This window comes from uncultured Bradyrhizobium sp. (assembly GCF_936928535.1).
Taxonomy (GTDB): Bacteria; Pseudomonadota; Alphaproteobacteria; order Rhizobiales; family Xanthobacteraceae; genus Bradyrhizobium.
Window position 1 is genome coordinate 30,690 of the sequence record NZ_CAKZHY010000057.1, and the last position, 12,491, is coordinate 43,180.

The window sequence follows — 12,491 nt, forward strand, 5'->3', positions numbered from 1 at the left end:
CCTTGAAAGCGACAAGAAAACCCATCAAGTTGCGGCACTTAACATAACGGGGCTTGGGCAGGATCTTGGGCGCGGGGCGCGCAGGTTTCCGGCCCCGCCTTTCCGGCTCAAACGACCAACCCGATCAGGACATGCCATTGACCATGGCCCAAGGAATGAAGCGCCTCGGGACGCCGATTGCGGCGCTGCTCGGCGTCGCGCTGATCGCCCTGATCGCGACCTCCTGGCTCATCAACCGCGACGCGCTGCGCAAGGCGGTCGAAGCGCAGATCCGCGACGTCACCGGGCTCGAGCTCAGCGTGGCGGGCAACATCGACATCTCCGTGCTGCCGGCGAGCTACATCTCCTTCCATGACGTCGGCCTCAAGGGCGGCGGCACCGCGGACCCCGCGCTCCATGTCGACGTGCTCACCGCCAACCTTCGGCTGCTGCCGCTGCTGCTGCAACGCTTCGAGATCGCCGACCTGACACTGCTGCGGCCGCATATCCATGTCGGCCTGAAGCCGGACGGCGAGAGCAACTGGACGCCCTTCATCCAGACCATTGCGCGGACGATGAAGCCCGGCGCCGACAACCAGGTCTCGTTCTCCGAGATCAGGATCCAGGACGGCGTGCTCGATTATGTGGACGTCGCCACCAATGCCACCGAGAAGTTCGAGGACATCGACCTGTCGCTGGCCTGGCCCTCGATCTCGCGCTCCTTCGCCGCGACCGGGCAGTTCGACTGGCGCGGCGAGCGCGTCGACGGCTCGATCAGCTTTGCCGATTTCGTCGCGGCGCTCTCGGGCGAGCGCTCCGGCCTGAAGGCGCGCATCGCCAGTGCGCCGCTCAAGCTCGCCTTTGACGGCAGCGTCGCCAACCGCACCAGCCCGATGATGGAGGGCACGCTCACCATCGACAGCCCGTCCTTGCGCAACGCGCTGCGCTGGACCGGCCAGCCGCAGCCCGGCAGCGGCGGATTCGGCCGCTTCGCGCTGAAGGCGCGCGCCAATGTCGTTGGCGCCTCGATCGCGCTGACCAACGTCAATGTCGAGCTCGACGGCAACACCGCCGAAGGCGTCATGACCTATGCCAATAACGGCCGGCAGACCCTGCAGGCGACGCTCGCCGCCGACGCACTCGACTTCACGCCCTATATCTCCACCTTCCGCCTGCTCGCGAGCGGCGCACGCGACTGGAACAGGCAACTGTTCGATCTCAACGGACTTTCGAGCACCGACCTCGACATGCGCCTCTCGGCGGCCAAGCTGACGGTCGGCCCGACCAGGCTCGGCCGCACCGCGATCGGCGCCAATTTGCGCAACGGCACGCTGGCGCTTTCGGTCGGCGAGGCCCAGATCTATGGCGGCATCGCCAAGGGCTCGTTCGGCATCTCGCGGTCCGACACCGTCGCCGACATCAAGGCGCAATTCCAGTTCACCGACGTCGATCTTCAGGCGTGCGCCTCCGAACTGTTCGGCCTCAACAAATTGTCCGGCCGCGGCAACGTCAACGTGTCCTTGGCCGCCTCCGGTTCGAGCCCGTTTGGCCTCGTGCAATCGCTCGACGGCACCGCCTCCGTGACCGGACACGACGGCGCCATCTCGGGCTTCAACGCCGAGCAACTCTTGAAGCGGCTGGAGCGCCGGCCTCTGTCCGGCGGCGGCAATTTCCGCAACGGCACGACCCCCTATGACAACCTCACCATCGCGGTGAAATTCGCCGACGGAATCGCCACCGCCGAGGACATCCGCATCGAGGGACCGGCGGCGAAGATCACGCTCACCGGCACCGCGTCGGTGCCGACGCGCGAATACGACATGAAGGGTGTGGCGAGCCTGAACACGACGTCCGGCTTTCAACTGCCCTTCATGGTGCAGGGGCCCTGGGACGATCCGCTGATCTTCCCCGATCCCGAGGCCCTGATCCGCCATTCGCCGGCGGCATCTCCGTTCCTCGATCTCCTGAAGCAACGCATCACCGGCGGCAAGCGGCAGGCGCCGGAGGGATCGCCGACGGCGGAAAACGCCAAAGAGGGCGCCAAGTCCAATTAACGCGGCCGAGGCAACGCGCCGTCAAGCGGCCGATTGCGTGGTCGCGATCCAGCCCTTGTCCTCGCGCACCGATGTTGCTCCGGTCCTCGTTCCGACAGGGGCGACGGAGGCGCCGCTTTGGCCGAGTTCACGGGCCAGCACCTCGCGGTCACAGGCGTTCTCCCACAGTGAAACGGTGATGGCGGCAACACAATTGCTGATCATGCTGGTCAGGGCCCGCGCTTCCGACATGAACCGGTCGATGCCAACCAGCAGCGCCACGCCGGTCACGGGCAGATCGGGCATCACGGTGAGAGTCGCGACAAGTGCGACGAAGCCGCTCCCGGTGACGCCCGCTGCCCCCTTGGACGTCAGCAACATCAATCCGAGCATGGCCGCGATCTGTCCCCATGACAGGTGAATGTCGCAAGCCTGCGCGATGAAAATGGAAGCGAGCGTGAGATAGATGGCGCTGCCGTCCAGATTGAACGAGTAGCCCATCGGCAAGACGAGCCCCGATACGCCTTTTTGGCATCCGAGCTGCTCCAGCTTGCGCAGTGCGCCAGGCAGCGCCGGCTCGGACGATGACGTGCCGAGCACGATCAACAATTCCTCTTTGAAGTAGCGGATGGTCCTCCACAGGCTGAAGCCGTTCAGCCGCGCCAACATGCCGAGGACGACGACGACGAAAACGGAGCAGGCGACATAGAAGGTCAGGATCAGCAGTCCGAGCGAGCCGATCGAACGTACGCCGTAACGTCCCACCGTGAACGCCATGGCACCGAAGGCCCCGAGCGGCGCGAGCTTCATGATGAAGCCGAACGACACAAACAGCACGTGGGAGAACGAGGCGATGGCCTTTGTCACCGCGGCCCCCTCATCGCCGGCACGGCTCAAGCCAAAAGCGATCAGGATGGCGACCAGCAGGACCGGCAGGACCTCGCCATCGGCAAACGCTCCAAAGAATGAATGTGGAATGATGTGCAGCATGAAGTCCGCAAATCCGGTCGCAGCCGCCTGCTTGGTGAATTTGGCAGCGACCGACGGATCCAGCGTACTCACCGATACATGCATGCCTGCTCCCGGCTGGATCAGGGATACAGCCGCCAGTCCGGCCAGCAGCGCGAGCGCGGTCAGCAGATAGAACAGCGCCATCGATTTCACCAGCGTGCGGCCGACCTCGCGGGAATCGCTGATGCTGTTGATGCCACTCACGATGGTGCAGAACACGATCGGTGCGATCATCATCTTGACCAGCTTGACGAAGCCGTCGCCGAACGGCTTTAGAGCGGCACCGAATTCGGGCCAGAAATGGCCCGTGGCGACGCCCAGCAAGACTCCGATCAGGACCTGGACGTAGAGAACCCGGTAGAATGGCTTCCGTGCCTCGGTGCTTCCGTGTCCACGCCAAGTTTCCTTGTGCATTCTCGCTTCTCCCATGCTTCTATTTTCTTGATCGCGGCGGAGGCGGCAGGTCTCAGGCCGCCAGCATCGAATGCGGCACGTGCGACCGGCGCGCAAAGACCTGGCCCTCGAAGATGCGCCGGGCTGTCCGCTGCACTCGGGCGATCGGCCCAGGCTCCAATCGGACGACGAGCTGGCCGGAGGGATGGGCGAGCGTGATCGCGACCGGCGGCACCAGCGGTCCGACCATCTCCGCCGCAATCGTCCCTGGCGTGACACACGCCGTCGCGAGCGCGACGGCGCCAGTGACCGCCAGCGCGCTATGGCAGTCGTGCGGCATGAAGTATCGCGTGCTCAACGTCGCCTCGCTGGTAGGCGCGATCAGAATCGGCTTCGGGATCACCATTGACCCGGGATCCGGAAAGCCCATCAGGCGTCCGGCCTCGACCCGCAGACTTTCGAGACGCCTGCGGAAGCCGCTGTCGGCGAAATCGGAAGGGGCCTCGCGGCCGGTGCATCCAAGATCTGCGGCGCGGACCAGCATGACCGGCATCGCCGCGTCGATGCAGGTTACATCGATCCCTTCGATGCGGTTGGTCGGCCGCCCCGTCGGCAGCAGGCGGCCCGTCCGTGCACCGGCGGCATTTGGAAACGACAATTCGACAGGTGCGGCCGTTCCAGGCACGCCGTCGATTCGCGCCTCACCCTCGTAAGTCACCTTCCCTCCGGGGGTGGCAACTGTCGCATCAATCAGCTTGCCGGTGTTCACATTGTGGATGCGGAGATGGGTTCGGTTTCCGCTGGCGGCGACGAGCCCTGCTTCGATCGCGAACGGCCCCACGGCCGCCAGCATGTTCCCGCAGTTCGGCGACGTGTCGACGATCCCTTCACGAACACGAACCTGGGCAAACAGGTAGTCGACATCGGCCCCGGGTACTGTTGCCGGGCCAACGATCGCGACCTTGTTGATAACCGCATTGCCGCCACCGATTCCGTCGATTCCAAGATCGTGTCCGCCTCCCATCACGGACAACAGGACCGCATCGCGCAATGCGGGATCAGCCGGAAGATCGCGGCTCAGAAAGAACGGCCCGCGCGACGTCCCGCCGCGCATGACCACACAGGGAATGGCAATCTGATCGTTCATGGCTGTTCCGTTCGGCGAGATTCTTGGCTCGAACCGAACATCCTCTCTTGCAACTCTTCTGTAAAATGCAAATATCTGAAGTATTAATGCGTATATTGGTATAATTTCGGGATGGGGCCATGAACGCGGAACTGCTCGACCTCAGGGCATTCATCAGCGTCGCGGAGACGGGAAGCTTCGTGCGCACCGCCAAGGCGCTGAACCTGTCTCAGCCGGCGCTCAGCCGACGCATTCAGAAGCTCGAAGAAAGTCTCGGAGCGCCGCTGTTCGAACGCTCGACGCGTCATGTCAATCTCACCATGACTGGCCGGGACCTGCTGCCGAAGGTGCGCCGCCTCATCGACGAGTTCGAGACGTCGGTGCTCGCGATCCACGATATCGGCGCGCGAAGTTCGGGCCTGGTCTCGGTGGCTGCGGTGCCGACGGCGGTGTTCTATTTCCTGCCGCGCGCGATCGGCCGGTTCGCCGACGCGTACCCTCGCATTCGCATTCGGATTCTGGACATCGGTGCCAACGAAGGATTGGAGGCGGTCGCACGCGGCGAGGTCGACTTCGGCATCAATTTCATCGGGGCTTCGCATGCCGAGATCGAATTCGAGAAACTGGTCGAGGATCCCTTCGTGCTGGCTTGCCGTCATGACCATCCACTGGCATCGCGCAAGCAAGTCAGCTGGTCGGAAATCGTGCCGCACCGGGTCATCACCGTCGGTCGCAACAGCGGCAATCGCGCATTGATCGACAATGCGCTGGCGCGACAGGGGTTGCAGCTAAACTGGTCCTACGAGGTCGCACATCTCTCCGGCTCGCTTGGCTTGGTCGAAGCGGGCCTCGGCATCGCCGTGCTCCCGAAACTGGCGACGCCCGCTGCCGGCCATCCGATCATTCACACCATCCGTCTGGTCGAGCCGGAAGTGTCGCGGACGATCGGCATCGTGCGCAGACGCGAGGCGACATTATCCCCTCATGCCAGCCAATTTCTGAAGATGCTTCTGGAGGCATGGCGCGCTCCTCCCGTGACCGGCGGGCAAGGCAAGCCGCGCACGTCCCGCTTGAAGTAGGTGCCACTGGCGACGAGCAGGTGTGCGGAACTGCATGGCCCACAGAAACGCCCGAGGCGAATTGATCAGCCGGAATCGATGCGGCGATTGGATCGATACGAGCGTTAAGCATCTCCGAGAGCCCTGCAACCCTCGACCTAGGTCTGACAACATGCCGCTAGATCGGATAGCGCCCATGCGCTAGTGTTTTATACGACCGGTTAAAAACTCCGGCCGTTTGAGGGAGAAAAACGTGAGATCCAAGGTTATTGGCGCAGTGTCACTGGCGGTCGCTGCGGTTGGGCTGTTCGCCGCCACTGCACCCACCTTTGCGCAGCAAAAGACGATTACGGTCTGGTGGGGCAAGGGCTTCTACCGCTCCGAAGACGACGCGCTGCTCGAGACGATCAAGAAGTTCGAGGCCAAGACCGGCATCAAGGTCGAATTGTCGCAGTACGCGATCCAGGACATGATTCCGAAGACGGTCGCCGCGCTCGACGCCGGCACCGTGCCAGACGTCGCCTATTCCGACACTTATGACGTGCAGGCGCAGGGCAAGTGGGCCTTCGAGGGCAAGCTCGAGGACCTCACCGACGTCATGAAGCCGATCGAGGACCGGTTCGCGCCGAACACGCTGGAGGCCTCGAAGCTCTATGACGACGTCGCCAAGAAGAAGGCGTACTACGGCTTTCCGCTGAAGCAGCAGAGCATGCATGTCCAGATCTGGAATGACATGCTGGAGAAGGCCGGCTTCAAGCAAAGCGACATCCCGACCGACTGGACCGGCTACTGGTCGTTCTGGTGCGACAAGGTGCAGCCGGCGATCCGCAAGGCGACCGGCCAGCGTATCTATGCCGTCGGCCAGCCGATGGGCGTGGAATCCACCGACGCCTTCCAGTCGTTCTACACCTTCATGGACGCCTATCACGTCAAGCTGGTCGACGACGACGGCAAGCTTCTGGTCGACGACCCCAAGGTCCGCGACGGCCTGATCAAGGCGATGAAGGACTATACCGACACCTACATCAAGGGCTGCACGCCGCCGTCCTCGACGACCTGGAAGGATCCGGACAACAACGTCGCCTTCCACAACAAGACCATCGTGATGACCCACAACTTCACGATCTCGATCGCGGCGAAATGGTACGAGGACTCGCAGAACCAGGCGCTGACGCAAGAGCAGCGCGACGCCGGCAAGAAGGCCTATGAGCAGGACATCATCACGGCGTCCTTCCCGAAGGCCCCGGATGGTTCGACCATCCGCTACCGCTCCGACGTCAAGACCGGGCTGATCTTCAAAGCGGCCAAGAACAAGGACGAGGCCAAGCAGTTCATCAGCTTCCTGCTGCAGGAAGAGAACGTCCGCCCGTATATCGAGGGTGCGCTCGGCCGCTGGTTCCCGGTCACCAAGGCCAGCCAGCAAAGCCCGTTCTGGCAGGCTGACAAGCACCGCAAGGCCGTGTACGCGCAGTTCACCGGCGGCACCGCGCCGTTCGACTTCACCAAGAACTGGAAGTTCACGATCCTCAACAACGAGAACGTCTGGGCCAAGGCGATGAACCGCGTCGTTTCGGAGAAGGTCCCGGTGGACAAGGCCGTCGACGAGATGATCGCCCGCATCAAGCAGGTCGCGGGCTAAACCTTGCTTTCCCTCTCCCCGCCTCGCGGGGAGAGGTGTAAGAACAACACCGGCCGCGTTTCGCGGCCGGCTTCTCTTTGAAGAGTCCGAAAAGAATGGCGATTACGCTCTCTGGCGATCAGGCGATACCCGCCCCACCCCTATCGTCGCGGCTGACCACGGCACAGGTCTGGGGCATCGTGCTGCTCGTCCCCTATATCCTCGTTTTTCTCGCCTTCGTCGTCTATCCCGTCTGTTACGGGCTGTGGCTGGCGCGGGCGCCGTCGAACTATGTCGCGCTCTACAACGACCCGATCTTCGCGCGCGCCGCGGTCAATACGCTGATCTTCCTGGTCATCGGCATCAACATCAAGATGCTGATCGCGCTGTTCCTGTCCGGCTTCTTCGCCCAGCAGCGCACCTGGATCAAATGGCTTTCGGTGATCTTCATCCTGCCCTGGGCGGTGCCGTCGATCCCGACCATCCTGTCGGTGCGGTTCATGCTCAACCCCGAATGGGGTATGATCAACCACTATATCTTCGCCTTCACCGGCGATGACGGCCCGAACTGGCTGAACGACCCGACCGTGGCGCTGACCATGGCGATCGGCGTGCACATCTGGAAGTCGCTGCCGTTCTGGACGCTGATCCTGATCACCGGTCGCCTTGCGATCGCGCAGGACCTGTTCGAGGCCGCCGAAGTCGACGGCGCGAACTGGTGGCAGAAATTCCGCTTCATCACCTGGCCGTCGATGCAGACGCTCTACATCACCTGCACGCTGCTTTCGATGATCTGGACGCTGGGCGATTTCAACAGCGTCTATCTGCTCACCGGCGGTGGTCCGGCCGACCTCACGCATGTGCTGTCGACGCTCGGCATTCGCTATCTCCGGCTCGACCAGCTCTCGCTCGCGATGGCCTCCATCGTCTGCGCGATGCCGTTCGTCCTGCCGCTCGTGTACTTCATGATGAAACGGTTGTCGCGATGAAGCTTCCCTCTCTCCGTGACGTCGCGACGGAAGCGCGGCTGCTCCTGATCGGCATTCCCGTCTTCCTGTGGACGATGATCCCGATCTATCACATGTTCCTGTTCGCGATCTCCCCGAAGGAGGACGCGTTCTCGGGCAAGCTGTGGCCCGACCATCCGACGCTGCACAACTTCGAGATCGTCTTCAAGCAGCAGCACTATTTCCTGCGCGACTTCTACGTCCAGTTCTGGAATTCGACGGTGATCGCAGCCGCCGTCGGCGTGCTGACGCTGTTCGTCGCCACGGCCGCGGCGTTCTCGATCTCGCGGCTGAAAGTGCCGGGTGGACGCATGGTGCTCAACCTCGCGCTGTTCACCTATTTCATCCCCGCGGCGTTCCTTGCCGTGCCGATGTACCGCACCATGGGCAATTACGGCCTGCTCAACAATCGCTGGTCCCTGATCCTGGCGATGGTGACGATCGCATCGCCTTACGCGATCTGGGTGCTGAAGCAAGCCTCGGACAAGCTGCCGGTCGAACTGGATGAGGCCGCGGTAATGGACGGCGCCACGACACTGCAGATATTCCGCCTGGTCTATTTGCCGCTGATGATGCCCTCGCTGGTCGCGATCGGCACCTATGCAGTGCTGCTCGCCTGGAACGAATATCTCTACGCGTTCCTGCTGCTCTCCAACGACCAGGACATCACCCTCCCCGTCGCGCTCGGCAACTTCCTTGCCGCCGACGATTCGCCGTGGGAGCTGCTGATGACTACCGGCTTCATCTACGCGCTGCCGCCGGCTGCGGTGTACTACGCCTTCCGCCGCTACATGGTGGGCGGGCTCACGGCGGGTGCGGTGAAGTCCTAAACATCTTCGGCGCTCTTGCGTCGATAGGCGAGCAGCAGCGCGATCATCGATCCGAAGAAGTAGCCGGCGGTCGCGCCCGAGATGGCGCGGCCGACGATGATTGCCAGCGCTCGGTCGCCTGCGTCGATGGCGGAGATCACGCTCACCGTGTACTGCAGGGTGAACACGACGAGATTGCGAATCAGGGCGAATGCGCTGCCTGGGCGGATGATCTCTCCAGTCTTGTGATCGACATCGAACGGACGCGGTGTCAGCACACCGAGCGGCAACAGCGAGCGCGGCGGCGATCCACGCGACGAGCGGCCATTGGTTGTCCTGGTGTCCGAAACCGATCCTCGAAACGCCCCAGGTGACGAAGACGATCGGGACGATCAACGCACGCCAGATCGGCGCCTTGCGCGGCTGCATGGACTTGATGCCTTGCCAGACCAGATAGGCCAGCAAGATCCAGACCCAGGGCGGCGTATGGATCAGGATTTGATAGGCGAACATCATGACCCATCCCCTTCTAAAGCGGCGCAGCGCTCTCGCCCCGCGAGCTCGACAATTTTGACGCGAGCGAGGCGATGACAATGACGACCGCGATCAGGGCAATCACCAGCGTGCAGATTGCGTTGATCTCCGGCTTCACACCGAGCCGAACCTCGGAATAGATCCGGATCGGCAGCGTCGCCGAGCCAGGGCCGGTGGTGAAGCTTGCTATCACGAGGTCGTCGAGCGAGAGCGTGAAGGCGAGCATCCATCCAGCGACGATCGCGGGCGCAATCAGCGGCAGCGTCACCGACAGAAAGGCGGGGACGGGCGCGCAGCCAAGGTCCATGGCCGCCTCCTCGAGCGAACGGTCGAGCGAGCCGAGGCGCGACTGCACGACGACGGCGACGAAGCACATCGTCAGCGTGGTGTGGGCGATCGTCACCGTCCAGAAGCCGCGCTCGGCGTTCAGCGCCACGAACAGCAGCAGCAGCGACAGTCCCGTGATCACCTCCGGCATCACCAGCGGCGCATACAGCATACCGGAGAGCAGCGTGCGGCCGCGAAAACGCTCGCCGCGCGACAGCGCCACCGCGGCCAGCGTACCGATCAGCGTGGCGATGGTCGCAGAGGCGGCCGCAACCCGCAGGCTCATCCAGGACGCCTCGATCATGGCGCGGTCGGCGAAGAACTCGCGATACCAGCGTAATGACCAGCCGCCCCACACCGTCACCAGCCGCGAGGCGTTGAAGGAGTAGATGACGAGGATGAGGATCGGCAGATAGAGAAAGGCGAGCCCCAGCGCCAGCGAGGCGATGTTGAAGCGGGACAGGCGAGCGGTCTTGGGCATGTCACTGCTCCTCGAGCTGCCGACGCTGCAGCCGCTCGTAGAGCAGAAGCGGCAGCAGCAGCACCACGAGCAGCGTGATCGCGGCGGCGGATGCGACCGGCCAGTCCTTGTTGGTGAAGAACTCAAGCCACAGCGTCTGGCCGATCATCAGCGAGTTGGAGCCGGCGAGAAGATCCGGGATCACGAACTCGCCGACGATGGGGATGAAGCAGAGCAGCACGCCTGCGCCGACGCCCGGCAGCGACAGCGGGAAGGTCACGAGCCAGAACACCTGCCAGGGCGGCGCGCCGAGATCGGAGGCCGCCTCCTCCAGCGCCCGCTCCATCTTGGCGAGCGTGGCGTAGAGCGGCAGGATCATGAACGGCAAATAGGAATAGACGATGCCGACATACATCGCGGTGTCGGTGGAGAGCCACACCACAGGCGCGCTGACCAGGTGCAGCGCCAGCAGGATTTGGTTGAGCAGGCCGTCATGCTGCAGGATGTTGATCCAGGCATAGATGCGGATCAGGAACGAAGTCCAGAACGGCACGATCACCAGCACCATCGCCACCGCCTGCCAGCGCTTCGGCAGCCGCGCCATGCCATAGGCAATGGGATAGCCGATCAGCAGCAGCAATGCGGTCGCCGTTACGGCAACGGTCAGGCTGCGCAGATAAGCGAACACATAAAGATCGTCGGAGCCGATCAGCTTGAAATTGTCGAGCGAGAGCGCGGCAAAAGCCGAGCGGATCGCCGTCCACCCCGCCGTGAGGTCGAACACCGGCTCGTAAGGCGGCTGCGCGATCGCGGTCTGCGACAGGCTGATCTTCAGCACGAAGCCGAACGGCACCAGGAAGAACAGCAGCATCCAGACATAGGGGGCGATCGCGGCAAACCGCGCCGGCCGCGCGAAAATCCGGCGCGCGCTCATGACGGCAGCACCATGCAGTCGTCGGGCGTGAACCAGGCGACGACATGCTGGCTCAGACTATAGGCATCAACATCGAGGCGCGCAGTGTTGGCGACCGAGGCCTGCAGCATTCCACCCGTATCGAGCTTCACCTTGTAGGTGGTGGTGCCACCGAGATAGCAGACATCAGCGATCACGCCGTCAAGCCGGTTGATCGCCGTTTCATGACCGGCCTCGGCCACGGGACCACGACGCGACAGCTTGACCTTCTCGGGGCGGATCGCAACCGAGAACTTCCCTTCGCCGACCGGTTCACGCGGCTCGGCTACCACCAGCGCGCCGGCATCGCGCGTGCCAATGACCAGTCGATGACCGTCGCGCAATCTGGACTCGGCGTCGAACAGGTTGATGTCGCCGACGAACTCCGCGATCCAGCGCGAACGCGGCGCCTCGTAGAGCTCACGTGGGCTCGCGACCTGAGCGAGCTTGCCCGATTTCATCACGCCGATTCTGTCAGCCATCGTCATCGCCTCCTCCTGGTCGTGGGTGACGATGATGAACGTCATGCCGAGCCGGCGCTGCAGCTCCATCAGCTCGACTTGCGTGCTCTCGCGCAACTTCTTGTCGAGGGCTGCGAGCGGCTCGTCGAGCAGCAGCAATTGCGGCCGCCGCGCCAGCGCGCGGGCCAGCGCGACGCGCTGGCGCTGGCCACCGGAGAGCTGGTCGGGCTTACGCTTCTCGAGCCCCTCGAGCTTCACCAGCGCAACCATCTCCGCGACGCGCGTTGCGATGTCGGCACGCGCCATATTGGCGCGCTTGAGGCCGAAGGCGATGTTGTCGCGCACTGAAAGATGCGGGAACAGCGCGTAGTTCTGGAACATCATGTTGATCGGCCGCTGATGCGGCAGTGCCTGCGCGATGTCCTTGCCGCCGAGCAGGATGCGTCCTTCGTCCGGGGCCTCGAAGCCCGCGAGCATGCGCAGCAGCGTGGTCTTGCCGCAGCCGCTTGGTCCGAGCAGCGCAAAGAACTCGCCGGCCTTGATCTCGAGCGACACGCCGTCGACCGCGCGGAACGTCCCGAACGTCTTGGCCACGCCCACGATGCGCAGCAGCGGCTCGCCCGCGGCCGGATGCGCATCTGCGCCAGCGACATCTGTTCCGGGCAACTCGTCAGTCATGGTCCCTGCCAACCCCAATGCCGCCGCACGCTAGCGGCGGATCGG

11 protein-coding genes and 1 pseudogene are annotated in these 12,491 nt (G+C 63.5%); 5 read left to right on the top strand and 7 right to left on the bottom strand.

All coding sequences use genetic code 11. From position 1 onward, the window contains the following. The first annotated feature begins 143 nt into the window (after positions 1 to 143). Positions 144 to 2,033, top strand: coding sequence for an AsmA family protein (locus tag Q0687_RS08360; RefSeq protein ID WP_298874383.1), 1,890 nt, complete (start codon positions 144 to 146; stop codon positions 2,031 to 2,033). A 21-nt stretch (positions 2,034 to 2,054) separates the two neighbouring features. Here Q0687_RS08360 and dctA read toward each other — a convergent pair whose 3' ends face one another. Beyond that, positions 2,055 to 3,437: a C4-dicarboxylate transporter DctA gene (gene dctA / locus Q0687_RS08365; protein ID WP_298874386.1), complete on the bottom strand. Its 1,383-nt coding sequence runs from the start codon at positions 3,435 to 3,437 to the stop codon at positions 2,055 to 2,057. Positions 3,438 to 3,489: 52 nt separating this feature from the next. Then, positions 3,490 to 4,563 carry a 4-oxalomesaconate tautomerase gene (locus tag Q0687_RS08370; protein ID WP_298874389.1) on the bottom strand — a complete coding sequence of 358 codons (1,074 nt, stop codon included), beginning with the start codon at positions 4,561 to 4,563 and terminating at the stop codon, positions 3,490 to 3,492. 119 nt (positions 4,564 to 4,682) lie between these two features. On the opposite strand from Q0687_RS08370, the gene Q0687_RS08375 reads away from it, so the two are divergent. From Q0687_RS08375 to Q0687_RS08390, 4 genes are all read left to right on the top strand, one after another. Further along, on the top strand, positions 4,683 to 5,621 hold the full coding sequence (locus Q0687_RS08375; protein ID WP_298874392.1) for a LysR family transcriptional regulator: 939 nt from the start codon (positions 4,683 to 4,685) through the stop codon (positions 5,619 to 5,621). 232 nt (positions 5,622 to 5,853) lie between these two features. Then, on the top strand, positions 5,854 to 7,239 hold the full coding sequence (locus tag Q0687_RS08380) for an ABC transporter substrate-binding protein (protein ID WP_298874395.1): 1,386 nt from the start codon (positions 5,854 to 5,856) through the stop codon (positions 7,237 to 7,239). Positions 7,240 to 7,334: 95 nt separating this feature from the next. Next, complete coding sequence (locus Q0687_RS08385) at positions 7,335 to 8,207, top strand: sugar ABC transporter permease (protein WP_298874398.1); 873 nt, start codon at positions 7,335 to 7,337, stop codon at positions 8,205 to 8,207. Then, complete coding sequence (locus tag Q0687_RS08390; RefSeq protein WP_298874401.1) at positions 8,204 to 9,055, top strand: carbohydrate ABC transporter permease; 852 nt, start codon at positions 8,204 to 8,206, stop codon at positions 9,053 to 9,055. The genes Q0687_RS08385 and Q0687_RS08390 overlap by 4 nt, the downstream gene beginning before the upstream one ends. Here the strand turns inward: Q0687_RS08390 and Q0687_RS08395 are convergent. From Q0687_RS08395 to Q0687_RS08410, 5 genes and pseudogenes are all read right to left on the bottom strand, one after another. Beyond that, a complete protein-coding gene (locus Q0687_RS08395) occupies positions 9,052 to 9,324 on the bottom strand; it encodes a hypothetical protein (RefSeq protein WP_298874404.1) in 273 nt (90 codons plus the stop codon). The two genes, Q0687_RS08390 and Q0687_RS08395, sit on opposite strands and share 4 nt — an antisense overlap. A gap of 52 nt (positions 9,325 to 9,376) precedes the next feature. Then, positions 9,377 to 9,550 (bottom strand): annotated as a pseudogene (locus Q0687_RS35800) (DUF6622 family protein); the annotation flags it as partial. A gap of 13 nt (positions 9,551 to 9,563) precedes the next feature. Continuing rightward, entirely contained in the window at positions 9,564 to 10,376 is an 813-nt protein-coding gene (locus Q0687_RS08400) for an ABC transporter permease subunit (RefSeq protein ID WP_298874407.1), read from the bottom strand. 1 nt (position 10,377) lies between these two features. Further along, complete coding sequence (locus tag Q0687_RS08405) at positions 10,378 to 11,289, bottom strand: ABC transporter permease subunit (protein WP_298874410.1); 912 nt, start codon at positions 11,287 to 11,289, stop codon at positions 10,378 to 10,380. Beyond that, entirely contained in the window at positions 11,286 to 12,446 is a 1,161-nt protein-coding gene (locus Q0687_RS08410; RefSeq protein WP_298874413.1) for an ABC transporter ATP-binding protein, read from the bottom strand. The genes Q0687_RS08405 and Q0687_RS08410 overlap by 4 nt, the downstream gene beginning before the upstream one ends. Positions 12,447 to 12,491 lie beyond the last annotated feature (45 nt).

Excerpts from the sequence above, each read along its gene's own strand:
- Q0687_RS08385 (WP_298874398.1), top strand. The coding sequence starts at position 7,335 with ATGGCGATTACGCTCTCTGGCGATCAGGCGATACCCGCCCCACCCCTA.
- Q0687_RS08390 (WP_298874401.1), top strand. The coding sequence starts at position 8,204 with ATGAAGCTTCCCTCTCTCCGTGACGTCGCGACGGAAGCGCGGCTGCTC.
- dctA (WP_298874386.1), bottom strand. The coding sequence starts at position 3,437 with ATGCACAAGGAAACTTGGCGTGGACACGGAAGCACCGAGGCACGGAAG.
- Q0687_RS08405 (WP_298874410.1), bottom strand. The coding sequence starts at position 11,289 with ATGAGCGCGCGCCGGATTTTCGCGCGGCCGGCGCGGTTTGCCGCGATC.
- Q0687_RS08375 (WP_298874392.1), top strand. The coding sequence starts at position 4,683 with ATGAACGCGGAACTGCTCGACCTCAGGGCATTCATCAGCGTCGCGGAG.
- Q0687_RS08370 (WP_298874389.1), bottom strand. The coding sequence starts at position 4,563 with ATGAACGATCAGATTGCCATTCCCTGTGTGGTCATGCGCGGCGGGACG.
- Q0687_RS08400 (WP_298874407.1), bottom strand. The coding sequence starts at position 10,376 with ATGCCCAAGACCGCTCGCCTGTCCCGCTTCAACATCGCCTCGCTGGCG.
- Q0687_RS08360 (WP_298874383.1), top strand. The coding sequence starts at position 144 with ATGGCCCAAGGAATGAAGCGCCTCGGGACGCCGATTGCGGCGCTGCTC.
- Q0687_RS08410 (WP_298874413.1), bottom strand. The coding sequence starts at position 12,446 with ATGACTGACGAGTTGCCCGGAACAGATGTCGCTGGCGCAGATGCGCAT.